Consider the following 24,288-nt stretch of genomic DNA (forward strand, 5'->3'; position numbering starts at 1 on the left):
CCGGCCGCGGGGGGGCTCCGGCCCGGGGGGGGGGGGGGGGGGGGGGGGGGGGGGGGCGGCCGGGGCGGGGGGGGGGGGGGGGGGGGGGGGGGGGGGCGCCGCCCGCGGGGGGGGGGGGGGGGGGCCCCCCCCCCCCCCCCCCCCCCCCCCCCCCCCCTCCTACGTCCCGCATCCCGCATCCCGCATCTTCGGTGTGCGGGAGGGCACATACGACGTCACTGAACGTACGGCGTTACCGCAGCGCATACGACGTTACCGCGGCGCGTACGGCGTCAGCGGGCCCCGCCGGACAGTTCCTTGGCCGCCTCCGTGAGGTCCTTCGCGGTGTCGATGGCGCGCCAGTACGCCCCGTTCGGCAGCGGGTAGCCGGCCAGGCTGCGCTCGCGCGCCAGCCGGGGGAACGTGGTCCGCTCGTGGTCGCCACGGTCCGGCAGCAAGGCGACGAAGGCCGCGGAGAACACGTACACACCCGCGTTGATCAGATACGGCGACGGCGGCGACTCGATGAAGTCGAGAACATGCCCGAACTCGTCCGTCTCGACGGCCCCCCACGGAATCCGGGGCCGGGCGAGAGCGAGTGTGGCGGTCGCGTCGCGCTCCGCGTGGAAGGCGGCCATGTCGCGCAGCGAGAAGCGCGTCCAGATGTCGCCGTTGGTCGCGTACCAGGGCTGCCCGGCGTCGGGCAGGTGGGCGGCGGCGTACTTGAGACCTCCGCCGCGTCCCAGCGGCTCGGGCTCCACCACGGTGGTGACACGCAGCGGAAGGTCGGCCGAGTCCAGCCATTCCTGGAGGACTTCGGCGAGATGCCCGCACGAGACGACGGCGTCGGTCACGCCCTCGGCGGCGAGCCAGGCAAGCTGATGGCCGATGATCGGGGTCCCCGTTCCGGGGATCTCGACCATCGGCTTGGGACGGTCATCGGTGTACGGGCGCAGCCGCGACCCCTGGCCGCCCGCGAGGATCACGGCCTGCGTCGGAAACGTATGCATGCCGTGAACGATAGGCGGGGCGGTCGGGGAGGCGGTGGTCAGCTCCCCGCGGTCTGCTGGGAGACCCCGAACGCGAACGAGGTGTCACACACGGGACGGGAGAAGGACTGCGCGCGCGTGGGACCGTAGGTGTCCACGGCGCTACGGCCGAGAGCCCGCGCGATCGCGATGCAGTGCTTGGCGAGCGACGGGCGCTCTTCGACCTCGCGCTGCAGGTGGGTCAGGGCGATCCCCGGATCCTTCTCCTGAAGCTCCAGGAGCAGCTTGTCGCGCAGAACGTCCTGGGGGGCACGGGATTTGGCCCGGACCGACGCGGTGTCCGAGGATGCGGTCAGGACCTGCGCCGTTGTGTTGCTGGTCGACCACGGAACACGGGCGACCGCGAGGGTCCCGGAGAGCACCAGGACGACGGGCAGTACGAGAGCGAGAGTTCGGCCGATACGGCGGGCTGTGTGGGTCACGCAGGCGAGCGTAGCGGTCAGTGATGATATGGCGACATTTAGTCACTCGCTTGAGTGATGGTTCGATAGGTTTTTTCGAATGGGCTGTTGACGCGACCGGTCCGAAATGGCCTGTGTGCCGGGGTATTTGCCGTGGGACGCGTACGGCCCCGCACCGGAGTGCGGGGCCGCGCGTGGGAATTCGGCCCGACGCGCGGTGCGGGCGCGTCAGCCGGGGCCGTATTCCGTGTCATGTCGTGTCGGGTCGTGTCGTACGGACCAGGCCGGCCCGATGAGCGGGACGACGTCGTCAGTCGGCAGTCTTCGTCAGTCGTCAGTCGTCAGTCGTCAGTCGGTCAGGCGCTCGCCGGTCGAGGTCGAGAAGACGTGCGTCTCGCCCGCGCGCGGTACGACGTGCAGCTGGGCGCCCTTCTCGGGCACGGCACGGCCGTTGACGCGGACCACGAGGTCCTTCTTCTCGCTGCCGAGGTCGGCGGTGCCGTAGACGTAACCGTCGGCGCCCAGTTCCTCGACCACGTTGACGGTGACGGCCAGACCGGCCGGTGCGTCCTTGGAGAGCGCACCGGCGGTGCCGCCCTCCTCCGCGATGTCGAAGTGCTCGGGGCGGACGCCGACCGTGACGGTCTTGTCGCCCTTCTCGGACGCGGCGGCGAGCGCCTCGCGGGAGACCGGCACGACGCTGTTGCCGAACTTCACGCCACCGTCGGTGATCGGCACCTCGACCAGGTTCATGGCGGGGGAGCCGATGAAGCCGGCGACGAAGAGGTTGTTCGGCTTGTCGTACATGTTGCGCGGCGAGTCGACCTGCTGGAGCAGCCCGTCCTTGAGGACCGCCACCCGGTCGCCCATGGTCATGGCCTCGACCTGGTCGTGGGTCACGTAGACGGTGGTGATGCCGAGGCGCCGCTGGAGCGAGGCGATCTGCGTACGGGTGGAGACACGGAGCTTGGCGTCGAGGTTCGACAGCGGCTCGTCCATGAGGAACACCTGCGGCTCACGCACAATGGCGCGCCCCATCGCGACACGCTGCCGCTGACCACCGGAGAGCGCCTTCGGCTTGCGGTCCAGGTACTCGGTGAGGTCGAGGATCTTCGCGGCCTCTTCGACCTTCGCGCGGATCTCCGTCTTGTTCACACCGGCGATCTTGAGTGCGAAGCCCATGTTGTCGGCGACGGACATGTGCGGGTACAGCGCGTAGTTCTGGAACACCATGGCGATGTCCCGGTCCTTCGGCGGCAGATGCGTGACATCGCGCTCACCGATGCGAATGGAGCCGCCGTTGACGTCCTCGAGACCCGCGAGCATGCGCAGGGAGGTCGACTTGCCGCAGCCGGACGGACCGACGAGGACGAGGAACTCGCCGTCCTCGATCTCGATCTCCAGCTGGTCCACCGCGGGCTTCGTGGAGCCGGGGTAGACGCGGGTGGCCTTGTCGAACGAGACAGTTGCCATGGTGATGTGTCCCCTCACCGGCAGGAACGTGCCGGACGATCCGAGTAAAGGAATGGGTCCCCCGCCGGAGAGCGGGAGATGTCTAGTCCACCTGGATGGACTGTGAGGTGACACTAGCCGCGCGACGTGTGATCTGTCAGTAGGTCGTACGTGACGGAAATCCTGGCGGGACGGTGATCGGCGACGGTGATCGAGGCCGTGGTCCGGGCGGTGGTCGAGGCCGTGGTCCGGGACGGGATCCGCGCTGTGGTCCGCGCTGTGATCCAGACCGTGATCCGAGGTGGTGATCCGGGGCGGTTACACTGCTCTGGCATGCCTCCTTAGCTCAGTTGGCCAGAGCAACGCACTTGTAATGCGTAGGTCGTCGGTTCGAATCCGACAGGGGGCTCAGCTGAAGCCCAGGTCACATGGCCCGTGACCTGGGCTTTTTCTTGTGCTGGTACTCGGCGGGGGCGGCCTTGCAGGCGGCGAGCTTGGCCGGGTCCTGCTCGGCCTCGGCGCCGTCGGGGTTGAGTGCCTTGTTCACCGCGTCGAGGGCGGCGCGCAACTCGTCACGCGCGGAGGCGGCTTGGTCGGCTCTCCGCGTTGCATCGGTGAATTACTGATCGGTGGCTTTTTCGACCCCTGCGATTGTCGCGGCATTGATCGCACTCATGGTGTCGGAAGTGGTGATTGCGTCGTCGTGCGACGTGGCTTCACTGGTAGGTTCGGGCATTACTGATCTAACTCTCTAGTACGTGGTTTGGGGCATGAAAAAGAGTCTGTCATTCGACGGGCTCTGATGGGATTTTGTGGAGGCGCGACGCTACGTGAAGGGCGATTCTGCCTCTTGAGGTGTTTGAGTGATGCGGGCAGTACCCACTGAAGCCGATCGAGCGTTGCAAATAACCGATCCACTATCGCCATTCAAGTGAATGATCGCCGTGTCGGCTGACCGGGTCTTTCTTATTTCTCTAAGGAGTGCACGAGTGGTGGCCGGAAGGAAGGCGAGCAGAACAGCAAGAATCATGACTCGTATGGCTGCCCCGGCCTCTGAGTCGAGCCCTTCAGGTGTAAAAGTCGATATGGCCGAGGGGAGGGTCGGCAATGCCAGCGCCAATGCCAGGAACGAGGTTATGAGCTGAAAATCGCTGGTAGTACGCTCTGCTGATTTTTCACGGAACTGCACATCTCCCTCTTTGTTGTGGGAATGCGCTTTCCAATCCTTCGCCTCGTTCCCTGCTGCAAGAATCTCGAAGGAAACCTCCTGCTCAGATTCAAAGTTGCCCAATGAAACAGGTTAGTTCCGTGATTTTTTCGTCCGTCTCTGTCTCCAGTAGTGACGCTTTGAGTTCTTCTCGGGGTCTTGTGAAAAGCGAGACTCTAGGATCTCGGAATCGCCGGAGAAGTGGAATCGATTTTTGTGATCTTTAATGACCCTGTTCCCGGTGTTCCTTAGTTTGTACTTGATAGCGCAGAAATCGCTGACACTTCGCCCTGCATAGGAAATTCCCACCTGCTGTTGGAACTCTCGGTCAATTGATACGATGCTGGATTGAGTGCGAGCTTCCCAAGTGATGCGTTTCACTGGTTCGCGGCGCGTATTGAGGTACCAGAGCAGCACCGCGACACAGGCGCTGATCACTGCACCTATGAGTGCCGGAGGTGCCCACCCCGGTAGGGTCGTGGAACTCTGATCCGCAAGGTACGCAGTCCGCATCTCTTGCATCCCGTCCTGTTGAAGCATGCTGAACAGGCCAACTGTAACTATGGAGTTGGGAGCTAGAGAGATAGTTGATGTAACGCCCGGGTCGGGTAGGCTGGCGCTCTAGCCCCCTTCATTGATCGGAAAGGGGCTCGCTTGCTGTAGCCGCGAATCCACGAGGTGCGCCGCAGGTCGCCGCGCGGGTAGGGGCACGAGGTGATCGGTGCGGCGTTGCGGTCGGCCTTGATGCCGGCGAGCAGGACCCGGACGAAGTCGCCTCGACGTCCCACTGCCATCCCCTAGATGATCTATTCCAAGGGATGCCTGCGGAGGGTGTGGGGTGGGCGGCGGCCGAAGCCACCGCGAGACGGTCAGGCGGCGGGCTGCCGGCCCTGGTTGTCGAGGTGGCAGCGGGCGGTCAGGCGTCAGGGTCGACTTCGGGGTGCGTGAACCGCACGGGCTTGCCCAGCGACCGGGCGTAGGCGATTTCGGCTCGGGTGCTGTCTCCGATGTAGTCGCCGACTACGAGCACCTCATCAGCGAGCCGGATCTTCGCCCGGTGCAGATCGTCGAGTCGAATCTTCAGCGCCTCGGCCTCGACAGGATCGGACCAAAGTTCGTGCGGTGACTTCATGTCACAGCCCGGTTTGACGACAACCTTTCCGGCTTTGGTCTCCCGCAGATCGGCCTCGTTCATCTCGGTCATGAAGCGGGTGGAGCCGCAGATCACGACGATACGCGGGAGGCTCAACAGCTTCTTCGCGTCGGCGAGCTTCTCGTCAGGGGTGAGCAGTTGCGGGTATGACACTGGTTCCTCCTGGTGGTGTGGTCCAAGGCGTGCCTGCGGAGACGAGAACGAGGGTGTCCAAGATCGTTTTGTGACGAACGACGTGGACACCCTCGCGACAGCACTCTAGCGACGACCGACGACATGCTGAAGGAGCATCCGGACCTGGCGCCGTGGCGCCCGCCGGTCGGCATTACGCCCGCCTGAGCGATGCCGAACTGGTCACCCTCGCCACGATGCAGGCCATACCCGGCACACCTCCGAGGCCACATGGCTCCGCCATGCCCGTGCCCACCTGAGCCCCCTCTTCCCCTACCTGCCCCAGCAGCCCGGCTACAACAAGCGGCTGCGCAAGGCCGCCGGTCTGATGCGAAGCGTCAACCGGATTCTGGCCACCACCACCTCGGTGTGGAGCGACGACGTATGGGTCGTGAACTCCACCCCGGTGGAATGCGGCCGCTCCCGCGAGACCGTCAAACGCTCCGACCTGGCAGGTTGGGCCGAATACGGCTACTGCGCCAGCCACAGCCCGCTTCTTCTGGGGCCTGCGCCGGCGCCTGGTCTGCACCCCTCAGGGCCTGCCCACCGCCTTCGCCCTGACCGGGGCCAAGGCCGACGAACGCGAGACCCTCCTTGACCTCCTGGCAGCCGAATGCGAGCTTCTGCGAGAGCGCCCCCGACGGACTCTCATCGGCGACAAGAACTACTTCGGCCGTGGTTTCGAACGCGAACTGTCAGAGCGTGGAGTCCAGTTGCTGCGGGCTGCCCGTAAAGGTGAACGGGAACGGCCTGGCGCAGCCCTGTTCAAGCCGCTGCGACAGGTCATCGAATCGATCAACGAGACCTTCAAGGGACAGCTTGACCTCGAACGGCACCGAGGGCGCACACACGGAGGTGTCATAGCCCGCGTCATGCAACGCATCCTCGCGCTGACCGCCGCGATCTGGCACAACGACGCCACCGGACAAACCGTCCTACGCTCACTGATCGCCTACACTCACTGACCCCTTGCACTAGATCATCTAGAGCCGGTTCTGTTGTGCGGTGCCGGAGCGGCGGGCGGTCTCGGCGGTGCTACTGCGCTGCCCAGTGACCATCTCCTCGTGCTGCGCCAACGTTCGTCGTCGCTGAACGTGGCGACGTTGTCGACGAGCCGGCCGTTCGGACGGATGCGGTCGAGCAGGGCTTGCTCGTCGCACCGGTCGCCCTCGCCGCGGATGCTGCCGACACTCAACTCGAAGCCTTAAGGGCAAGCGTCTCTCCGCTTGGTTCCGTCAAGGGCCGGGCGGAGGGGCGCTCTCGTCATGTCTGGACTCGGATTCTCAGATGTGGTCACGGACCAGGCGGAGCAGGGCGTTGGTATCCCGCAGGTCTGTCAGCACGCTCCCCGCACCGGCCTCGTGGAGGTCCGCCTCAGTGCTCCGCCCCGTCGCCACGGCGATCACACGTACGCCGACAGTGAGCCCGCCTTCCACGTCCGCCGGCGTATCGCCGATCAGTACCGCGTCGCCGGAGGGGCATTCGGCTCGGGTGAGAGACAGCCTGACCAGGTCGGGCCTTTCATCGGCGTCTTCGCCGTAGGCGCCCAGTTCCCAGGCGATGTGGCGGTCCAGGCCGAATACCTGCAGCTTGATCTCCGCGACGGGCCTTACGTTCCCGGTCACCACTGTCTGAATGACGCCTTGAGCGGCGAGCGCGTCCAGGGCGGTCGCCGCACCAGGCAGAGCATGGCCCCGCTCACGGAGTTCCGCCGACCGTTTCAGGTGCTCCTCGGCCAAGGCCTCGGCGAACCGCTCGAAGTCGTTGCGATCACTCACCAGACCGTGCAGCTTCGCTGTCTCCCGGAAGATCACCGGTTCGGTGATGCCATCGATCTTCGCCTGTTCGCGCAACTCGATCCCGGTGGTCCGGTGAAACGCGGCAGCCGACAGCTCGCGTCCTACGCCTCGCGTCGAGATCAGCGTGTGGTCGACGTCCCACAGCACGAGCCGCACCATGCCGCCTCCAATGAACTGCCGAACTGGCCTGTCCTGGTTACAAGTTCTCACACGATCGAGCACGGAACGTGGCTGAATCCTGCCCGCTCGCCCTACCCTGACCACACACCGCCCAGCAATGGGAAGGGGACGAATGGTATGAGCACGCCGAGACTCCGTGTGGGCGACCGGGTCAAACACTTCCGCAGGACCAACGGCAATCGCAGCCAAGCCGCTGTCGCCGGACTGTGTGGCATCAGCGAGCGCTACCCGTCGCTGATCGAGAACGGCAAGAAGACGCCATCGGCTGACGTGCTCTCCCGTCTGGCCGCCGAACTGGGCGTACCGATCTCCGCACTCCTCAGCGGAGACACCACTTCCGAGCCGGCCGCAGCCGACACCGCGGCGCCGGACGTGGCACGCGCCGTCATGGCGTACGGTCCACCACGCAGCGCGGAACCAGCCGCGCCGGCAGACCTCCGCGAGCGGGTCGCGCAGGCGTGGCGGATCTGGCAGTCAGCTCCGGACCGGTTCACCAAGGTGGCAGAAGTGCTGCCCGCACTGATCGGTGATGTCGAGCATGCGGTCCGCGCGCACCGCCGTGCCGCAGACGTGCCGGCCCGGCGCGAGGTGCTACGAACTGCCGCAGATCTGTACGGGCTTCTGCGGTCGTATTGCCGTCGCACTGGACGTCTGACCTTGCGCTCCTGGTCGCCGATCGTGCGATCCGTGCCGCCGAGGACGCCGACGACCCTCTCCGCCTGGCCACCGCCCAGTGGAATATGGGGCATGTTTTCCTCTCCGACGACCGGTAAGGGGCAGTGGATGAAGCAAAGGAGCTCGCGCTCACCGCCGGTGAGCAGATCCGGCACGAGAGCGTCACGCCCGAGCTCACAGCCAAGCAGGGTGCTCTGGAACTGGTGGCGGTCGTCGCCGACGCACGGCAACACCGCTGGTGGGACGCCCGCGATCGACTGGACAAAAAGGCCGGCCCGCTCAGCGAACGGGTAGGAGAGGGGAACGTCGGCAGAACGGTGTTCGGGCTGGCCAACATCAAACTGCACGCGAAGAGTATCGAGATGCTCGCCGGTGAAGCCGCCGAGGGCCTACGCGTGGCGGACCGGCTCGATACGCCCCGAATGCCTTCGAGCAAGAGGCGGTTCACCTTCGGTCTGGACGTGGCCCGCTGCTACGACCTGCGGCGTGAGGACGCGTCCGTGTACGTCCACCTTCTCGGGTTGGAGGAACTCGCCCCCGAGGACCTGGCGCGCAGTCCTCAAGGTCTCGCCCTGGTTGCCGGCCTGTTGAAACGGGTCCGGCCCACGTATCAGCGCCAGGTCACCGACCTGGCCGGACGGCTGGGCCTCGTCTGAGCTAGCCGAACTGAGAGTTCACCCGAACTGAGAGTTCGGGTGGGAAACTCGCCGTCTCCGTACGGTCGCGGAACTACACAGCGACCGCCTGGAGGCGACCTGATGAGCGCGTCCGCCCATGCACACCCCAATCAGGCAGCGGACTCAATCGCGCGTTGGCTGACGTCCACCACTCGACATCCAGAGATCGCCGAACAGGACTGGGCGGCCGGACGCCCGGCCGTCCTGCGGACCGGCATCATCTACGACGCCATCCGCATGCCCATGGAGTTGGTCCACGCTGCAGTGAGGAGACTGTCCCGGACGTCGTCAGCGGCGCGCTGGCGGAGGTGCTTGACGGGCCCGTGGTGTGTCATCCGGGGCTGTGGTATTACGCGTTGGTGCCGCCTGCGACGTGCGAGGTGTGGCGGTCCGGGGTGGCTGTGGCTCGTGGCCGGGGTGGGTGGCTCGGTATCCCGGAGGTGGGGTGTACGGAGCCGGCACCGGTGGACCCGTACTGGGCTGTGCCTGTGGAGCGGATCGGCCGGCTGTGCTTGCCGGCGGCCGTGAACGGGTTGCTGCGCGACGGACGCGATCGACGTGAACGGGCGTCGGTGGGGTTCACCCAGCGGCGTATGTCGCGGTGCTGGAGCACACGGAAGAGTGCACCGCGTGCGCCACGGCCACCTCGCCCTGCGCCGTCGGCGCCCGACTACGCGCAGCGGAACGGGCGGCTCGCCGGTGAACAGCAGCCTGCCCGTCGCCGAAGTACCACTGTGCGACTACTGCGGGCACGCCCGCGACGCGCTCATCGTCGTCGGCGTCGTCCACTCGGCGAGCGGCCCTGGGCGGGCCATGCGCGCCTGCCCGTCGTGCCGTACCGCGCGCCGTCTCCTGCCCCTGGCCGACCACCCTGACGGCAGCCTCGGGCTCGTACTCTCGGCGAGGCCGCGCGCGTGACGGGACCGGGCGGGGGACCGGGCGGGCGAAGGCCGACGCCCGGGGGTCGCGGGCCTCGCCTCACGCCGGTGACAGGCCGCTGGTGTCCAGGTCCAGGTTGAACGGGTCCGGCAGGCGCAGCGCTGTTCCGAACGGGTGCGGGCCGTCGACGCGTGTGTAGCCCAGGTGGCCGGGTTCGGAGAACAGGGTGATGCTGCCCTCGATGCGGTCGACGAGCAGGTAGAGCGGGGCCTTGTACTCGGCGTACCGGCGTCGTTTCACGCTTCGGTCGGTTTCCGCGTTCGACCCCGAGGTCACTTCCACCACGAGGAGCGTCTGATCGGGGAGCAGGGCCCCGCCGCCCTTGGCGAGTTCCTCGGGGACCACGGCGATGTCGGGGACGTACCAGTTCGACGATCCGGGCAGGTCCAGGTTTCCCGAACCCTCGACGCATCCGAGTTCGTCGACGCGGTCCTCGAGCTGCCGGCGCACCAGTCGGGCGGCACGTTCGTGGTCCCAGGTCGGTGACACGGACTCGATGATCCCCTCGATGATCTGCACGCGGTCCCCGCGGATGTGCTGCACAGCGAACTTGAGGGCGCGTTCGGAGTCGATGCCCTGGCTGTAGTCGGGCGCACTGGTCATCACGCGTCTCCTCCTGTTCAGCCGGATCTCATACTCAGAGTAGGGGGCGGGCGTAGCCTCGGCGCCGGACGCGGGCCGGTCCGCTTGCCGTGGTCTCGATTCTGGTCTCGGTCCGGGTCTCAGTCCTGGTCTCGGCGGAGGGGCCGCGAGGCTCCGTCAAGTTGAGGCTGTGCCGGTGGGGATCTGCTGCCAGACTCCGGTCGTCATACGCCTCATCGGTGTGACGACCATGCACTGGTTCGGCTGAGCTGTCATTGACACTGGAGACGCACATGCGGGTCCTGTTCACCACCGCGCCTCTGGCCGGTCACCTGTTTCCCCTCGTGCCGATGGCCTGGGCCCTGCGCGCGGCCGGGCATGAGGTGCTGATGGCGACCCGGGACAATTTCGTCCCGGTCGCGCTGCGGACCGGGTTGCCGGTCGCCTCGTGCGGGCCGGCCGCCGAGTTCGCCGATCTGGTGGACGACGAGCCGGGCTCGCTTCCGGAGGGTATGAACGGGAAGCGTTATGTGCACGGTCGGGCGTTGGCGCGTATCGCGGGCGGAAGCCTGGCCGGGGTCAGGAAGCTCGCCGACTCGTGGCAGCCGGATCTGATCGTGAGCGAGCGGGCCGAGTCCGCCGGGCCGTTGGCCGCGATGACTCTCGGTGTCCCCTGGGTGCGGTATCACTGGTCGGTCTCGGATCTGCCCGAGTACCAGTACGCGGCCGACGAGGAGTTCGCGCCGGAGCTGGCCTCGCTGGGGGTTGCCGGGTTCGCCCGTCCCGCGCGGGTATTCGATCCGTGGCCGGAGTGCCTGCGGCTGTCGCACGCGGCCGATCACGACGGCATCCGTCATGTTCCGGCCAATGGCGAAGCCCCCATGCCGGACTGGTTGTCCGTACGCGGTGACCGGCCCCGGATCTGCGTGACGCTCGGCACCCTGCTGCCCCGGTACGGGGAGACCGGGACGCCCGATTTCATGGTGGACCTGGTGCGGGAGCTGGCCGGGCTGGATGTCGAGCTGCTGATCGCGGTCGACGACGACATCGCCGCGGGATGGCCGCCGCTGCCCTCCGCCGTACTGCACGCCGGCCGGTTGCCGCTCGCCGATGTGCTGCCCACCTGCGACGCCGTGGTGCATCACGGAGGCCAGGGCACCGCCCTGACGGCCGTACTCGCCGGCCGTCCCCAGCTGATCACCCCGCGCTTCGACGACCAGTTCGACAATGCGCAAGCCCTGTCGGCGTCGGGCGCGGCCCTGCTCTCCCCGCCGCTGGCCGACCCCGCGGCGGTGGCCGCCGGCTGCGGCGAACTGCTGGAGAACGCCCTGTACGCCAAGGCGGCGGCGCGGCTCGCCGACGAGGTGGCGCTGCTGCCCTCGCCCTCGGTGGCCGTGGCCGCGCTGGAGCAACTGCCGGTCGCCGGGGGTGTGGTGTGAGCCGTACGACGGGGTCGCCGATCCGGTCGGACGATCCACGCGGGCCGCTGATCACGGTCCTCGGCGGATCGGGATTCATCGGGTCCGCCGTGGTCGGCGAACTCGCCCGGCAGCCGGTGCGGCTGCGGACGGTGTCGCGCGGCCCCGGCCGTACTCCCGCGCGTGCGGTGGCCGCCGTCGAGGTGCGCCAGGCGGATCTCGCCCGTCCGGGCGCGGTTCACGACGCCGTCCAGGGAGCGGACGCGGTGATCCATCTCGCCGCTCATATCGGCGGCGCGCAGTCGTGGCGGGCGGCCGACGAGCGTGCGGAACGGGTGAACGTCGGCGTGATGCGGGATCTGGTCGACTCGCTGCGTGGCCGCGCGGGCACCGGCCTCCCACCGGCCGTGATCTTCGCCAGCACACTCCAGGCCGGGACGGGCGAGGACGCCGGGCAGGGGGCGTACGCACGGCAGAAGACCACCGCCGAGAACCTGTTGCGCGAGGCCACCTCGGAGGCTGTCGTCCGGGGTGTTGTGCTGCGGCTCGCCACGGTGTTCGGGCACAGTCCGCTCGCCGGCACCACGGGACCCGGCAGCACGGGACGCGGGGTGATCGCGGCGATGACCCGGCGAGCCATCGACGGCGACCCGATCACGATGTGGCACGACGGCTCGGTCCGACGGGATTTCCTGCATGTGCGTGACGCGGGCCTGGCCTTCGTGGCCGCGCTGCGGCACGTGGAGGAGTTGCGGGGCGAGCCCTGGGTGGTCGGTACGGGCCGACTGGAGCCGCTCGGTGACGTGTTCTCCGCCGTCGCCGCCCTCGTGGCGGAACACACCGGGCGGCCACCGGTTCCGGTCGTCTCCGTGGAGCCTCCCGATCATGCCGAAGCGGGCGACTTCCACACGCCGGACTCCGACCCCGCCGCCTTCCGCGCGGTGACCGGCTGGCAGCCGGGCGTACCGCTGGGCGACGGGCTGAACGCCGTGGTGACGGCGATGGTGGCGGAACGGGAGGAAGGGAAAATGGGACGGACGGATGAGACCGGAGGAGGTGGGCTTGCGTGAGCGACGACCTTGAGCGAGGGCCGTACGTACGGCTCGGCCGCAGCGCCACGCTGGTGAGCCGGCTCTGGCTGGGTACGGTGAACTTCAGCGGGCGGGTCGAGGACGCCGACGCCATGCGGCTGATGGACGAGGCGCTCGACCGTGGCATCAACTGTGTCGACACCGCGGACATCTACGGCTGGCGGGTGCACAAGGGGCACACCGAGGAGCTGGTGGGGCGGTGGCTGGCCAGGAGCGGGGTGCGGCGGGAGGACGTCCTGCTCGCGACCAAGGTCGGCGAGGAGATGAGCGAGCGGCTCAATGACGGTGGCCTGTCCGCCCGGCACATCGTCGCGGCGTGCGAGCGGTCGCTGCGGCGCCTGAACGTGGACCACGTCGACCTTTACCAGATGCACCGGGTGGACCGTGCCGCCCCGTGGGACGAGATCTGGCAGGCGATGGACCAGCTGGTGGCCGCCGGGAAGGTCTCCTACGTGGGGTCGTCGAACTTCGCCGGCTGGAACATCGCCGCCGCACAGGAGTGTGCGGCGCGGCGGCAGTCCTTCGGGCTGGTGTCGGAACAGTGTCTCTACAACCTGGCCGTCCGCCATGCCGACTTGGAGGTGCTCCCCGCCGCCGGGGCCTACGGTCTCGGCGTGTTCGCGTGGTCGCCGCTGCACGGTGGCCTGCTCAGCGGGGCGTTGCGGAAGCTGGCGGCGGGCACGGCGGTGAAATCCGCGCAGGGGCGGGCTCAGCAGCTGCTGCCCGGAATGCGCTCCGCCGTCGAGGCGTACGAGCGGTTCTGCGGCCGGATCGGCGAGGATCCCGCCGAGGTCGGCCTGGCCTGGGTGCTGTCCCGGCCGGGGATCAGCGGCGCGGTGATCGGGCCGCGTACCACGGAGCAGCTCGACTCGGCGTTGCGTGCGCGCGAACTCGTGCTGGGCGAGGCCGAGCTGGCCGAACTCGACGCGATCTTCCCGGCCGTCGGCAGCGGTGGCCGGGCACCGGAGGCGTGGACCACCTGAGCCCGGCCGGGGCCGCTGTCGGGCCTTGAAGCCGTTGTCGGGTGTTGAAGCTGCTGTTGGGCTCGGGGTCGTTGTCGGGTGTTGAAGCTGCTGTTGGGCTCGGGGTCGTTGTCGGGTGTTCAAGCCGCTGTCGGCTCCGGGGCCGCCGCCGACCCCGGAGCCGCCGTCAGACGGTGTCGAGCACGGGCAGCGGGAAGACCAGCTTGCCGCCCGCTTCGAGGAAGTGCCGCTCGCGCTCGATGAAGCCGTCCCGGTAGATCCAGGGCAGCACCAGCAGCTGGTCGGGCTTGAGGGCCTTGGCGTTCTCCTCGGAGACGATGGGGATGCCGGTGCCGGGTGTGAAGCGGTTGGCCTTCTCCTCGCTGACCTCGCCGATGCAGGGCAGGTCCTGTTCGGTGAGCCCGCAGTACTGGAGGATCACATTGCCCTTGGTGGACGCGCCGTATCCGAGGGTCAGCCGTCCCGACTCGCGTGAGCGGGCGAGGAATTCGAGCAGGGCGTCCCGCTGGTCCTGGACGCGCCGCGCGAACGCCTCGAAGGGTGCCATCGTGTCCAGCTCGGCCTTGGCCTCCCGGGCGCGTATCCGGGCCAGGCCGGCTTCGTCCTTCGGGTGGAGGGCCGGGTTCTTGGCCAGGACCAGGCTGAGGCTGCCGCCGTACACATCGGTGAGTTCGGCCCTGATGACGGTCAGGCCGACCCGCTCCGCCATCCACTCGATCTGCCGGAGGGCGTAGTACTCCAGGTGCTCGTGGCACACGATGTCGTAGGCGTCGGCCTCCAGCATGGCGGGCAGGTAGCTCTGTTCCAGCATCCAGATGCCGTCGTCGGCGAGGATGTCGTGGATGTCCCGCATGAAGCGCATCGGGGCCGGAAGGTCGTAGAACATCGCGATCGAGGTGACCACCTTCGCGCGCCGCGAACCGAACCGGTTCACGAACACCTCGCGGGAGAAGTAGTCGGCGAGCAGTTCCACGTGCGGCGGGTACTTCTCGCGGAACTTCTCGCCCGTCGGGTCGATCCCGACCAGCTGCGGGCCGTCCTCGGGGTATCCGCGCAGCAGCGTCGAGTCATTGCTGCCGATGTCGACGACCAGGTCCCGCGGGCCGAGTTCGACCAGCTCGCGGATGGCCGCGACCTTGCCGTGCAGGTGGTTGATCATGAAGGGCCGGATGCCCGAGCGATAGCCGTAGCCCTCCCCGTACATCAGCTCGGCGTCCGGGGTGTGACGCAGCTGCACCAGGCCGCATCCGGCGGGGGAGCACTTGACGAGTTCGAGCGGGACCGACGGGACGACCTCGTCGCGGCTCGCCGGGAAGACCCCGGTGAGCGCCTGTTCGCCCAGGTCCAGTACGGGAAGCAGCTCGCGGTTGTCGCAGATACGGCACGCGGTGGCGATCATGGGGTCCTCTCGGGGAGCGCGGCCGGGGCCAGGTCGGGAGCGGTCAGGTGGAGGGTGTCGGAGGCGGGCTGGGGGGACGGCACCAGGTGCAGTCCGCTGATGTCCTCGGCGCGGTCGAGCACGGTCTGACAGGGGCAGGGCGCGTCGGTGAGGCCGGCGAACCGGTAGGCCACCTCCATCATCCGATTGCGTTCGGTGGCCTTGAAGTCGGCGTTCAGATGCACTCCGCCGCGGTACGCCTGGTCGGTCAGCCAGCGCAGGATCGCGGACCCGGCGCCGAGCGACACCACCCGGCAGGAGGTGGCGAGCAGCTTGATTCGCCACGTACCGGGGCAGCGCTGGAGCAGTACGACGCCGACCGCGCCGTAGGGGCCGAACCGGTCGGTGACCGAGACGGTCAGCACCTCGTGGCCGGGGTCGTCGATCAGGGCGCGCAGGTCGTCCTCGCCGTAATGCACGCCCGTCGCGTTCATCTGGCTGGTGCGCAGGGTGAGTTCCTCGACCCGGGAGAGTTCCTCGGGGGTGGCGCGGGTGATCCGCATCCTGATGTCCAGTGAGCGCAGGAAGTCCGCGTCGGGGCCGGTGAAGTCGGCGCGCTCGGCGTCGCGCCGGAAGGACGCCTGGTACATCGAACGGCGACGGCGCGAGTCGACGGTCACCGTGGCCGGGCTGAACTCCGGCCGGGCGGTGAGTCCGGCGGCCTGCTCCGCCGGGTAGGCGCGGATCTCCGGCAGCGAGTGCAGGACCTCGGCGCGCTCGGCCGGCTGGTCGTCGATGAAGGCGATGGTGCCGAGGGCGAAGTTGAGCTCGTCGGCGATCCGGCGGACCGACCGCGACTTCGGTCCCCAGCCGATCTGGGGGAGTACGAAGTACTCGGCGATGCCCAGGCGTTCCAGCTGTGCCCAGGCGTGGTCGTGGTCGTTCTTGCTGGCCACGGAGTTGAGGATGCCGCGCGCGTCCAGTTCGGCGAGCGTCTCGCGCAGCTCCGGGACGAACCGGACCTCGGGGTCCTCCAGCAGGGTGCCCTGCCACAGTGTGTTGTCGAGGTCCCAGACCAGGCACTTCACCAGGGTGGTGGCGGGGTTTTGCGTGGCGGGGGTTTGCGTGGTGGGTGGTTGGGCGGCGGGGGTTTCCGGGTGCACGTCACTCCTTCCTCGTCATACGGAGGGGACCGGGCGGGGCGTCATCCTGCGGCCGTCAACGCGTGCCGGGCCAGGAGGAGTTCGCAGATCTCGCTGCTTCCCTCGATGATCTCCATGAGTTTGGCGTCGCGGTGGGCCCGTGCCACCACATGCCCGTCGCGTGACCCTGCCGAGGCCAGCAGTTGCAGGGCCCGCGCGGAGCCCTGGGCGGCGCCGGTCGCCGCGACGTGTTTGGCCAGGACCGCGGCGGTCACCATGTCGGGGCTGCCCGCGTCCCACAGGTCGCTGGCGTGCTCGCACGCCCTGGTGGCGTTCTGTTCGGCGATCAGCAGTTCGGCGAGGTGCCGGGCGACGAGCTGGTGCTCGGAGAGCCGTACGCCGAACTGCTCCCTGCCGGTGGTGTGCCGCACGGCGGCGTTCAGACAGCCGCGCAGGATGCCCGCACAGCCCCAGGCCACGGACATCCGTCCGTAGCTCAGTGCCGTGGTGACCAGCAGGGTGGGGGTACGGTCCACCCCGCGCAGGAGGGCATCGGCCGGCAGCCGGACCTTCTCCAGCCGGATGTCGGCGTGGCCGGCAGCGCGGCAGCCGTGCGGGTCGGTGATCCGCTCGATGCGCACCCCGGGGGCGCGCGCCGGTACCACGACGGCTCCGGCGCCCTCCTCCGTACGACCGAACACCACCAGCAGATCCGCGTAGGCGGCGTTGGTCGTCCACACCTTGGCTCCGTCGACGACGAGGGTGTCGCCGTCACGGGTGATACGGGTGCGCAGGGCGGACAGGTCACTGCCCGCCCCGGCCTCGCTGAAGGCCACGGCCGCGAGGTCCCCGCCGGTGAGCCGGGGGACGAGGGCGGCCTGCTGCTCGGCGTCGGCGAGGCGGCGCAGTGTCCAGGCGGCCATCCCCTGAGAGGTCATGACGCTCCGCAGGGAGCTGCACAACGAGCCCACGTGGGCGGTGAGTTCGCCGTTGCGCCTGCTGGAGTAGGCGAGACCGCCGTGGGCGGCGGGCGCCTGTGCGCACAGCAGACCCTTGGCGCCGAGCCCGCGCAGCACGTCCTGCGGGATCTCGCCGCTGCGGTCCCACCCGGCGGCGCGGTCGCCGACCAGATCGGTGAACAGCTCCTCGGCCGTCGGATCGGTCCCGGTGGCGGCGGCCGCCTCATTCACCGGTACGTCCCGTGGGACCGGTGCTCGCGCCGGTACTCAGCCTGTTCACCAGCCGCACCATCGCGTCGACGGTGCGGAAGTTGTCGAGCATCAGATCGGCGCCGCTGATGACGATCCCGTAGGTCTTCTCCAGGTGGACGACGAGCTGCATGGCGAACAGTGACGACATGCCACCGACGGCGAACAGGTCCTGGTCGCGCTCCCAGTTCGCCTTGGTCCTGGCCGTCAGGAAGCCGAGCAGCTCGGCGGCGATGTCGTTCACGGTCGGTGCGTCGCCGGCGGGGTTCGCCTGGCCGGAGGGCGCGGTCATCGCATGGTCTCCTCGTAGTCGTAGAATCCCCGGCCGCTCTTGCGACCGAGTTCTCCGCGCCGGACCTTGTCCAGCAGCAGTTCGCTCGGGCGGAAGGCCGCGTCGCCGGTCTTGTCGTGCAGCACCCGCAGCGAGTCGGCCAGGTTGTCGAGGCCGATCAGGTCGGCGGTGGCCAGTGGTCCGGTGCGGTGGCCGAGGCAGTCGCGCATGAGCGCGTCCACGGTCCCGGGCGTGGCCCGGTCCTCGTGCACCACCTCGATCGCGTCGTTGAGCATCCGGTGCAGGAGGCGGCTGGTCACGAAGCCGGGGCCGTCGCCGACGACGATGCCTTCGCGGCCCAGCCCGGCCAGGAGTGTGCGTACGGCCACCGCGGCGGCGTCTGCGCTGCGCGGTCCGAGGATCACCTCGACCGTCCGGATCAGGTAGGCGGGGTTCATGAAATGCACCCCGACGAGATCCTCGGGGTGCGGCACCGCGAGGCTCAGCTCCCCGATGGGGACGCCCGAGGTGTTGCTGACCAGCAGTGTGCCGGCGGGCACCACGGCCGCCAGTTGGGCCAGCACCGCCGCCTTCTCCTCGGGGTCCTCGGTGACCGCCTCGATGACGGCTGTCGTCCCCGCGGCGGCGTCCGCGGTGGCCGCGGTGGTGAGTTCGCCGGCCGGCCGCCCGTCGGGCAGTGTGCCCAGCATCCGGGCGGTCCGCAGGTGGAGTTCGACCCTGCCGGGGGCGGCGGAGCGTGCGTCCGGGGCGCTGTCGATCAGCCTCACCGGGTATCCGTGACCGATGGCGAGTGCGGCGATGGCCGTGCCCATGACGCCCGCCCCCACCACGGCGAGCGGGCCGGCTGCGGTGTTCTCGGGCACAGAACCTCCAGGTTCCTTTTACGGCAACGGGAAAAGGCAGGAGCGCCCATGGTGGGAACTTCCGCCGGACGCTATTCACAGCGACAATTCGAGAGTGTCTCCCGAATGACGCAGGTGAACCACAGAAGGAACGGGACTTTGTCATCTAGTGGCAGCCGAATGCGCCCCGGGTGTTCGGCCGCCGCGTGTTCCGAGGCGGGTTCCCGGCCCGGTACGGGGCCCTGAACCTGCCCAGGCCAGGCCCGTACACCGCACCACCGGCCGCACGCGGCAGCCCGCGCGAGGCGGCGGGAATTTCCGTGCGGCGGTTGCGGGAAGTATGTCACCTCGGCCTTGATCTCCTCGGTGAGCCCCATTTAAGGTGCGCTCTTCGGCGGTGATCCAGGTGATGATTCCGCGGCCCAGAGTTCCGTACCCAGAGTTGCGCACGAAGGGTTTCACATGGCTCATATCGCATTCTTCATCCTCCCCGTCCCCGGACATGTGAATCCGACGCTGGGAGTGGCCGAGGAACTGGTGGCCCGAGGCCACCGGGTGACCTACGCGCTGTCCGAGGACCTCGCCGGGCGAGCCCGCCTGGTCGGCGCCGGGACGGTCACCTATCCGATGGACAAGGAGCGGTTCCTCGCCCAGATGGTGCCGCGGCAGGATTCCGACGAGTACACGGACGAGGGCGAGTACGTCCGGGTGCTGGAGTGGCTGCTGGACATGACGCGTCGGACGCTCCCGCTGCTGGAGGCGCGCTTCTCGGAGGACCGCCCCGATGTGATCGTGAACGATCCGTCCTCGCACTGGTCCGGGCGGCTGCTGGCCGACAGGTGGGACATCCCGGTCATCCGCAGCACCCCCACCTACGCGGCCAACGAACACTGGTCCCTGCACCCCGCCGTCGACTCCGCCGTACCGCCGGATGATCCCGGGCTGCACGAACTGCTCGCACGGATCGAGGGGCTGCTCGACGAGGAGGGCGCCAAGGGGGATCTCGCCGCCTTCACCAAGGTGCTCCACGGCGGTCCGGCCCTGCTCTACATGCCGCGTTCCTTCCAGTACGCGGGCGACACCTTCGACGACCAGCACCACTTCGTCGGCCCGTGCCCGCCCCGTGTCTCGCTGCACGGCGCGTGGCAGCCGCCGGCCGACGGCAGGCCGCTGGTCATGGTGAGCCTGGGCACGCTGTACAACGAGCGGCCTCAGTTCTTCCGGACCTGCCTGGATGCCTTCGCCGACGAGCCCTGGCACATCGTCCTGGTGCTCGGCGGCGGCCTGACCCCGCGGGAGCTGGGGCCGGTGCCCGACAACGTCGAGGTGCACGACTTCGTCCCGCACCACGATGTGCTGCCGCACGCGAGTCTCGTGGTGAACCACGGCGGGATGAGCACGGCCATGGAGGTGTTCTCCCACGAAGTCCCGGTTGTGGCGGTGCCGGTGATGCCCGAGCCCCGGGCCACCGCGCGACGGATCGCCGAACTCGGCCTGGGCGCCCAGCTCCTCAGCTCCGAACTCACCGCCGAGACCCTCGGCGCCACCGCCCGGCAGGTGCTGGCCGACACCGGGATCCGGGACCGGCTGCGCGAGATGCGCGCCCGGATCGACGCGGCCGGCGGCCCGGGGGCCGCCGCCGACGCCGTCGAAGGACTGCTGTCCGCCCGGAACTGACCCGTACTCATCCTCCGAACCCGGGACACCATGATCATCAACGAGATGGCCGTGCGCGACGCGTACCGGATCGAGCCGGCCCCGATCCCCGACGGCCGGGGCCGGTTCTACGAGGCCCTGCGCCATGACACGCTGCTCGCGGCCACCGGGCACTCGATCGAGGTCCGCCAGGTCAACTTCACCGTTTCCCGGCGGAACGCGCTGCGTGGCATCCACAGCACCACACTGCCGCCGGGCCAGGGCAAGATCGTCACCTGTGTGCGCGGCGCCGCGCTGACCATGGTCGTCGACCTGAGACCGGGCTCGCCCACCTTCGGCGGGCATGACGTCATCCGGCAGGACCCGGACTCCGCCGTCGCCGTGTATCTCCCCGACGGGCTCGGTCTCGGCTATCTCGCACTCGCCGACGACACGTGCATGAACTACCTCTGCACACGGGAGTACGTGCACGGCACCATCATCGACATCGACGCGCTCGACCCCGAGCTGCGCCTGCCGTGGAACCTGACGGAGCCCCCGATCCGGTCCGCCAGGGACGCCGCCGCCCCCACCCTCGGCGCCGCCCTGGCCGAGGGGGTGCTGCCCACCTACGAGGAATGTCTGGGCAGTTACCCCACCGCCCTCTCCTCCGGCGACTGAACGCGGGCATGAAGGACCGGACCCGGCCCGCCTCCGTACTGGCGGCCGAAGGCGTGTCCCTCTGTCTGGACGCGCTCACCCGGGAGCTGCTGTGTCCCGGTCAACTGCGGGTGCTGATCGGGAAGATCGGCGTACGCGGTGTCTCCTGCCGTCCCGCCGCTGTCCGCGACGCCGTCCGGGACGGCGAGGCGTACCGGGCTCACCTGTCCGACCTGGCCGCCCGTCAGGTGTCGGGCCAAGAGGCCGTACGCGATCTGCTGTACCGGGACGCGCGCACCGCGTGCGACATCCTGCTGCCGCTCCACCGGCAGAGCGCCGGCCGCTACGGATACGTGGGCGTACCCCTGGATCCGTACGCCGACGGCCGCCGCGCGGTGGCGGAGGCCACGGCGATCCGGTGGGCGGTGGACCGGCCCAATGTGGTGGTCGCCGTACAGGCCGGGGCCGGCGCGCCGAGTCCGGTCGGCGATCTGCTGGCCCGCGGGATCAGCGTCGAGGTGAAATCGCTGTTCTCGCCGGAACAACTCGACACGCTCTTCGAGGTGTTCCTCGTCGGCCTGGAGCAGGCGTGGGACGCCGGGTGCGATCTGTCGGAGATCCGCTGCGCCGCCTCCTTCCCGCTGTGGGTGCTGGACGAGACGATCGCCGCCCGGCTCGGCGGGCCGGCGCGGCGGCAGGGGTGGGCGGTGGCGGTCGCCCGGCTGGCGCACCACCGCCGTGAGCAGCTGATGGACGGGGCCCGCTGGCGCTCCCTGGTCCGGGCGGGCGCCCGGCCCTTGCACCTCGTGTGGTCCTCCCACGGCGCCTCGGTGCGGGAAGGCGTCCACTACATAAGGGAGTTGGTGGCCTGGAACAGCGATTCCTCGGCCGACGCCGACGTACTGCGGGCACTGGGTGACGCCGAACTGCGGGGTGACACCGTCAGCGGCTCGGAGGCCGCCTCCCGGCGGTCGCTGTCGCCGCTGAGCGGTCAGGGAGTCGACCTGTGCGCACTGGGCGCCGAACTGAGGGACGCGCAGCTCGGCGCCGCCCGTGCCGAATGGACGGAGCTGCGCCGCGCCGTCGGGGCCGCGCTGGATCGCGCGGGACGGAGGTGAACACCGCAATGGGATATAGCGCCATACCGACTGGTATCGGGCCCGAATCGACCCTCAATCGGATAAACCATGTGATTCTGCTGGATGCTGCGCGATCTCTGCTATCTCCGAGATCTCCGCTATCTCCGCATTGCGGAGGGAATGGTGCGGCGGATTGGTGTCGCGCGGTCCGGAGTGAAGTGCCCGCATATTGTGGGCCATATGTGAATCGATTCACTATACTGGAGTGGGGCTTGGATCTCTTCCATGCTCGCGCAATGAATGTCAAAGGACTTGCAAAAGCGTAGAGATGGGGGGTGTCACCATGGGCTTTTCGGGCTCTGGCGACATGGGGGACGCAGAGGGTATATCGGACGATGCGCTCGCCCTGCTTGAGTTAGTGGCCCGCTCCGCTCCGCGGATTGAATACGACCGATTCATCACGCAAGCGGAACGCGAGGGCGCGAGCGAGGCGCGGATGCGGCGGCTGGAGCGCTTCAACCGCCTCGCCCTCACCGCCCACTCGATGATCGAATACCGCCGGGACCGCGAAGCCGAACTGCTCGCGCTGGTCGACGCCGCGCTCGAATTCGGCAGTGTCCAGCACTCCAGGGATCTGCTGGAATCGGTGACCCGCAAGGCGCGGCTGCTGCTCAGGCTGGGCGTGGCCTACGTCATGGTGCACGAGGACGGCGACCCCGACGCCGTGGTGCGCAGCGCGGACGGCAACGCGACGCCCTGGTTCGTCGGATTACGGCTGCCCGCCGGGCACGGGCTGGGCAGCATGGTGCGCGCCCGCCACGCCCCCTTCTGGACCTCCGACTTCCTGGCCGACCAGAGCATCCCGCACCACGCCGCCGTTGACGACGCCATCCGGGCGGAGGGCCTGCACGCGATCCTGGGGGTGCCGATGCCCCTGGGCGACGGCCGTATGGGGGTGCTGTTCGCCGCCGACCGGCAGGTCCGGCATCTGACCCCCAACGAGGTCACCCTGCTGTGCGCCCTCGCCGATCTCGCCTCCGCCGCGATGCAGCGGATCGGCCTGGTCGAGAGGCTGCGGAACGACATCCACGCGCTCCGCGACGACGCCGCGGACGCCGGAGCCGCCCTTGAGGCCACCCGCGAGGCGGCGGATCTCCAGTCGCGCCTGATCGGTATCGTCCTCGACGGCCGCGAACTCGACGCCCTGCTGGCCGCGAGCAGCGCCACGCTGAGCGGTGGGACGCGCATCAGCGGACCGTTCGGTGAGCCGCTGGCCGCACACGGACAACTGCGCCGGATCCCGGACGCCGACCTGCGTACCGCCTGCCGCAAGGCGGCCGACTCCGGACGCCCGGTCCGTGTCGACGACGGTTTCTGGGTGGTCTCCCTGCACCCCGGTGCGCCGGACGCCGGATTCCTGACGGTGGACGCCGGGTGCGCGGCGGACCACACCGTCCTGCCGCTCCTGTGCGTCATCTCCCGTACTGTCGCGCTGCACTTGCAGATGCAGCGCGACAGCCCCGCGAAGGAGCAGGAGAGCCAGAAGTTCTTCGACGAGCTGGTCGGGGCGCGGCCCTCACCCGAACTCCTGCGGGAGCGCGCTCTGTTGTTCTCCCTCGACATCAGACGCGCGCACGTCGTGCTGGTCACCTCCGGACCCAAGCCGCTGGCCGACCGGTTCGAGGCCTGTGCCGCGGCCTACGCGCGACGGCTCGGCGGACTGTGCAGCGTCCGCGACAACTCCGTCGCCGTGCTGCTGCTGCCCGGCGAGGACCCGATGCCCGTGGCGCAGACCGCGGCGCGTGAACTCTCGGCGGAGCTGAAGAGCCCGGTCACCGTGGGCGCCGCCGGCCCCGCCTCGACCGCCGAGACGATCGGGGATGCCTACCGCGAGGCCACCCAGTGCCTGGAGACACTCCGCGCACTCGGTGGTGACGGCGGTACCGCCTGCGCGTCCGATCTGGGCTTCCTCGGCATGCTCCTGGCCGAGGACAACGACATCCCCGGTTATATCGACCAGACCATCGGGCCGCTGGTCGACTACGACACCAACCGCTTCACCGACCTGCTCCTCACCCTGAGGGTGTATCTGGAGTCCGGCCGGAGCCCCACGCGCGCCGCCGAGATCCTGCGGGTGCACCCGAACACCGTGTCCCGCCGTCTGGAGCGCATCACCCAACTGATGGGGGAGGACTGGCAGAGCCCGGAGCGGGCGCTGGACATCCAGCTGGCTCTACGGCTGTACCAGGTCCGCTCGGTGTTGTCCGCGCGGGGCGGTGCCGCCTGAGCGGTCGTC

23 protein-coding genes, 1 tRNA gene and 2 pseudogenes are annotated in these 24,288 nt (G+C 68.9%); 12 read left to right on the forward strand and 14 right to left on the reverse strand.

What is annotated here, in order from left to right; translation table 11 throughout:
* Nucleotides 1-272 precede the first annotated feature (272 nt).
* The 3 genes from ACIOJD_RS34080 to ACIOJD_RS34090 all read right to left on the reverse strand — a co-directional run bounded on the left by ACIOJD_RS34080 (nt 273) and on the right by ACIOJD_RS34090 (nt 2,902).
* Entirely contained in the window at nt 273-989 is a 717-nt protein-coding gene (locus tag ACIOJD_RS34080) for an NDP-sugar synthase (RefSeq protein WP_401920395.1), read from the reverse strand.
* Nucleotides 990-1,027: 38 nt separating this feature from the next.
* Nucleotides 1,028-1,450: a hypothetical protein gene (locus ACIOJD_RS34085; protein WP_401920397.1), complete on the reverse strand. Its 423-nt coding sequence runs from the start codon at nt 1,448-1,450 to the stop codon at nt 1,028-1,030.
* 327 nt (nt 1,451-1,777) lie between these two features.
* The gene (locus ACIOJD_RS34090; RefSeq protein ID WP_401920399.1) at nt 1,778-2,902 is read right to left on the reverse strand and encodes an ABC transporter ATP-binding protein; all 1,125 of its coding nucleotides are present in this window, start codon (nt 2,900-2,902) and stop codon (nt 1,778-1,780) included.
* A 314-nt stretch (nt 2,903-3,216) separates the two neighbouring features.
* Here ACIOJD_RS34090 and ACIOJD_RS34095 point away from each other — a divergent pair.
* Nucleotides 3,217-3,290, forward strand: a tRNA-Thr gene (locus tag ACIOJD_RS34095).
* A gap of 15 nt (nt 3,291-3,305) precedes the next feature.
* On the opposite strand, the gene ACIOJD_RS34100 is transcribed toward ACIOJD_RS34095, so the two are convergent.
* The 4 genes from ACIOJD_RS34100 to ACIOJD_RS34115 form a co-directional block, all read right to left on the reverse strand.
* Complete coding sequence (locus tag ACIOJD_RS34100; protein ID WP_401920400.1) at nt 3,306-3,428, reverse strand: hypothetical protein; 123 nt, start codon at nt 3,426-3,428, stop codon at nt 3,306-3,308.
* A gap of 279 nt (nt 3,429-3,707) precedes the next feature.
* Nucleotides 3,708-4,172 (reverse strand): hypothetical protein, encoded by a 465-nt coding sequence (locus tag ACIOJD_RS34105; protein WP_401920403.1) that lies wholly within the window; start codon nt 4,170-4,172, stop codon nt 3,708-3,710.
* Nucleotides 4,173-4,663: 491 nt separating this feature from the next.
* Complete coding sequence (locus tag ACIOJD_RS34110; RefSeq protein ID WP_401920406.1) at nt 4,664-4,882, reverse strand: Rmf/CrpP fold protein; 219 nt, start codon at nt 4,880-4,882, stop codon at nt 4,664-4,666.
* Between the two features lie 122 nt (nt 4,883-5,004).
* Nucleotides 5,005-5,394, reverse strand: coding sequence for a hypothetical protein (locus tag ACIOJD_RS34115; RefSeq protein ID WP_401920408.1), 390 nt, complete (start codon nt 5,392-5,394; stop codon nt 5,005-5,007).
* A 70-nt stretch (nt 5,395-5,464) separates the two neighbouring features.
* Between ACIOJD_RS34115 and ACIOJD_RS34120 the strand changes: the two are divergent.
* A pseudogene (locus ACIOJD_RS34120) lies at nt 5,465-6,377 on the forward strand (IS982 family transposase).
* 318 nt (nt 6,378-6,695) lie between these two features.
* Here the strand turns inward: ACIOJD_RS34120 and ACIOJD_RS34125 are convergent.
* Nucleotides 6,696-7,370, reverse strand: coding sequence for an HAD family hydrolase (locus ACIOJD_RS34125; protein WP_401920470.1), 675 nt, complete (start codon nt 7,368-7,370; stop codon nt 6,696-6,698).
* A gap of 138 nt (nt 7,371-7,508) precedes the next feature.
* Here ACIOJD_RS34125 and ACIOJD_RS34130 point away from each other — a divergent pair.
* The 3 genes and pseudogenes from ACIOJD_RS34130 to ACIOJD_RS34140 all read left to right on the forward strand — a co-directional run.
* Nucleotides 7,509-7,646: pseudogene (locus ACIOJD_RS34130) on the forward strand (helix-turn-helix domain-containing protein); the annotation flags it as partial.
* Nucleotides 7,647-8,170: 524 nt separating this feature from the next.
* Nucleotides 8,171-8,722: a hypothetical protein gene (locus ACIOJD_RS34135; protein WP_401920480.1), complete on the forward strand. Its 552-nt coding sequence runs from the start codon at nt 8,171-8,173 to the stop codon at nt 8,720-8,722.
* Nucleotides 8,723-9,373: 651 nt separating this feature from the next.
* Entirely contained in the window at nt 9,374-9,661 is a 288-nt protein-coding gene (locus ACIOJD_RS34140; protein ID WP_401920409.1) for a hypothetical protein, read from the forward strand.
* A 60-nt stretch (nt 9,662-9,721) separates the two neighbouring features.
* On the opposite strand, the gene ACIOJD_RS34145 is transcribed toward ACIOJD_RS34140, so the two are convergent.
* The gene (locus ACIOJD_RS34145; protein ID WP_401920410.1) at nt 9,722-10,285 is read right to left on the reverse strand and encodes a Uma2 family endonuclease; all 564 of its coding nucleotides are present in this window, start codon (nt 10,283-10,285) and stop codon (nt 9,722-9,724) included.
* 272 nt (nt 10,286-10,557) lie between these two features.
* On the opposite strand from ACIOJD_RS34145, the gene ACIOJD_RS34150 reads away from it, so the two are divergent.
* From ACIOJD_RS34150 to ACIOJD_RS34160, 3 genes are read left to right on the forward strand one after another with little or no spacing between them, the layout of a single operon-like run.
* Nucleotides 10,558-11,703, forward strand: a complete 1,146-nt coding sequence (locus ACIOJD_RS34150; protein WP_401920413.1) for a nucleotide disphospho-sugar-binding domain-containing protein — start codon at nt 10,558-10,560, stop codon at nt 11,701-11,703.
* Nucleotides 11,700-12,752, forward strand: a complete 1,053-nt coding sequence (locus ACIOJD_RS34155) for an NAD-dependent epimerase/dehydratase family protein (protein ID WP_401920416.1) — start codon at nt 11,700-11,702, stop codon at nt 12,750-12,752. The genes ACIOJD_RS34150 and ACIOJD_RS34155 overlap by 4 nt, the downstream gene beginning before the upstream one ends.
* Nucleotides 12,749-13,756 carry an aldo/keto reductase gene (locus ACIOJD_RS34160; RefSeq protein WP_401920417.1) on the forward strand — a complete coding sequence of 336 codons (1,008 nt, stop codon included), beginning with the start codon at nt 12,749-12,751 and terminating at the stop codon, nt 13,754-13,756. Before ACIOJD_RS34155 ends, ACIOJD_RS34160 begins: the two co-directional genes overlap by 4 nt.
* Nucleotides 13,757-13,922: 166 nt before the next feature.
* On the opposite strand, the gene ACIOJD_RS34165 is transcribed toward ACIOJD_RS34160, so the two are convergent.
* The 5 genes from ACIOJD_RS34165 to ACIOJD_RS34185 form a co-directional block, all read right to left on the reverse strand.
* The gene (locus ACIOJD_RS34165; protein WP_401920420.1) at nt 13,923-15,155 is read right to left on the reverse strand and encodes a class I SAM-dependent methyltransferase; all 1,233 of its coding nucleotides are present in this window, start codon (nt 15,153-15,155) and stop codon (nt 13,923-13,925) included.
* Complete coding sequence (locus ACIOJD_RS34170) at nt 15,152-16,225, reverse strand: HAD-IIIC family phosphatase (protein WP_401920473.1); 1,074 nt, start codon at nt 16,223-16,225, stop codon at nt 15,152-15,154. The genes ACIOJD_RS34165 and ACIOJD_RS34170 overlap by 4 nt, the downstream gene beginning before the upstream one ends.
* A gap of 113 nt (nt 16,226-16,338) precedes the next feature.
* Nucleotides 16,339-17,418 carry an acyl-CoA dehydrogenase family protein gene (locus ACIOJD_RS34175; RefSeq protein WP_401920476.1) on the reverse strand — a complete coding sequence of 360 codons (1,080 nt, stop codon included), beginning with the start codon at nt 17,416-17,418 and terminating at the stop codon, nt 16,339-16,341.
* A gap of 40 nt (nt 17,419-17,458) precedes the next feature.
* Complete coding sequence (locus ACIOJD_RS34180; protein WP_401920423.1) at nt 17,459-17,776, reverse strand: acyl carrier protein; 318 nt, start codon at nt 17,774-17,776, stop codon at nt 17,459-17,461.
* Nucleotides 17,773-18,639: a 3-hydroxyacyl-CoA dehydrogenase family protein gene (locus tag ACIOJD_RS34185; protein WP_401920425.1), complete on the reverse strand. Its 867-nt coding sequence runs from the start codon at nt 18,637-18,639 to the stop codon at nt 17,773-17,775. Before ACIOJD_RS34185 ends, ACIOJD_RS34180 begins: the two co-directional genes overlap by 4 nt.
* Before the next feature lie 441 nt (nt 18,640-19,080).
* Here ACIOJD_RS34185 and ACIOJD_RS34190 point away from each other — a divergent pair, with 441 nt between their 5' ends.
* From ACIOJD_RS34190 to ACIOJD_RS34205, 4 genes are all read left to right on the forward strand, one after another.
* The gene (locus ACIOJD_RS34190; protein ID WP_401920428.1) at nt 19,081-20,295 is read left to right on the forward strand and encodes a macrolide family glycosyltransferase; all 1,215 of its coding nucleotides are present in this window, start codon (nt 19,081-19,083) and stop codon (nt 20,293-20,295) included.
* 30 nt (nt 20,296-20,325) lie between these two features.
* Complete coding sequence (locus ACIOJD_RS34195) at nt 20,326-20,934, forward strand: dTDP-4-dehydrorhamnose 3,5-epimerase family protein (protein ID WP_401920431.1); 609 nt, start codon at nt 20,326-20,328, stop codon at nt 20,932-20,934.
* Between the two features lie 8 nt (nt 20,935-20,942).
* Complete coding sequence (locus tag ACIOJD_RS34200; RefSeq protein WP_401920434.1) at nt 20,943-22,031, forward strand: transaldolase family protein; 1,089 nt, start codon at nt 20,943-20,945, stop codon at nt 22,029-22,031.
* 328 nt (nt 22,032-22,359) lie between these two features.
* Complete coding sequence (locus tag ACIOJD_RS34205) at nt 22,360-24,279, forward strand: helix-turn-helix domain-containing protein (RefSeq protein ID WP_401920437.1); 1,920 nt, start codon at nt 22,360-22,362, stop codon at nt 24,277-24,279.
* Nucleotides 24,280-24,288: the final 9 nt, after the last annotated feature.

Origin of the sequence: Streptomyces sp. NPDC088116, assembly GCF_044741745.1 — a bacterium.
In the GTDB taxonomy this organism is placed as follows: domain Bacteria; phylum Actinomycetota; class Actinomycetes; order Streptomycetales; family Streptomycetaceae; genus Streptomyces.

Coding starts and splice junctions, on each gene's coding strand:
- ACIOJD_RS34080 (WP_401920395.1), bottom strand. CDS start 989: ATGCATACGTTTCCGACGCAGGCCGTGATCCTCGCGGGCGGCCAGGGG.
- ACIOJD_RS34090 (WP_401920399.1), bottom strand. CDS start 2,902: ATGGCAACTGTCTCGTTCGACAAGGCCACCCGCGTCTACCCCGGCTCC.
- ACIOJD_RS34110 (WP_401920406.1), bottom strand. CDS start 4,882: ATGGCAGTGGGACGTCGAGGCGACTTCGTCCGGGTCCTGCTCGCCGGC.
- ACIOJD_RS34125 (WP_401920470.1), bottom strand. CDS start 7,370: ATGGTGCGGCTCGTGCTGTGGGACGTCGACCACACGCTGATCTCGACG.
- ACIOJD_RS34145 (WP_401920410.1), bottom strand. CDS start 10,285: ATGACCAGTGCGCCCGACTACAGCCAGGGCATCGACTCCGAACGCGCC.
- ACIOJD_RS34150 (WP_401920413.1), top strand. CDS start 10,558: ATGCGGGTCCTGTTCACCACCGCGCCTCTGGCCGGTCACCTGTTTCCC.
- ACIOJD_RS34165 (WP_401920420.1), bottom strand. CDS start 15,155: ATGATCGCCACCGCGTGCCGTATCTGCGACAACCGCGAGCTGCTTCCC.
- ACIOJD_RS34180 (WP_401920423.1), bottom strand. CDS start 17,776: ATGACCGCGCCCTCCGGCCAGGCGAACCCCGCCGGCGACGCACCGACC.
- ACIOJD_RS34190 (WP_401920428.1), top strand. CDS start 19,081: ATGGCTCATATCGCATTCTTCATCCTCCCCGTCCCCGGACATGTGAAT.
- ACIOJD_RS34195 (WP_401920431.1), top strand. CDS start 20,326: ATGATCATCAACGAGATGGCCGTGCGCGACGCGTACCGGATCGAGCCG.
- ACIOJD_RS34200 (WP_401920434.1), top strand. CDS start 20,943: ATGAAGGACCGGACCCGGCCCGCCTCCGTACTGGCGGCCGAAGGCGTG.
- ACIOJD_RS34205 (WP_401920437.1), top strand. CDS start 22,360: ATGGGGGACGCAGAGGGTATATCGGACGATGCGCTCGCCCTGCTTGAG.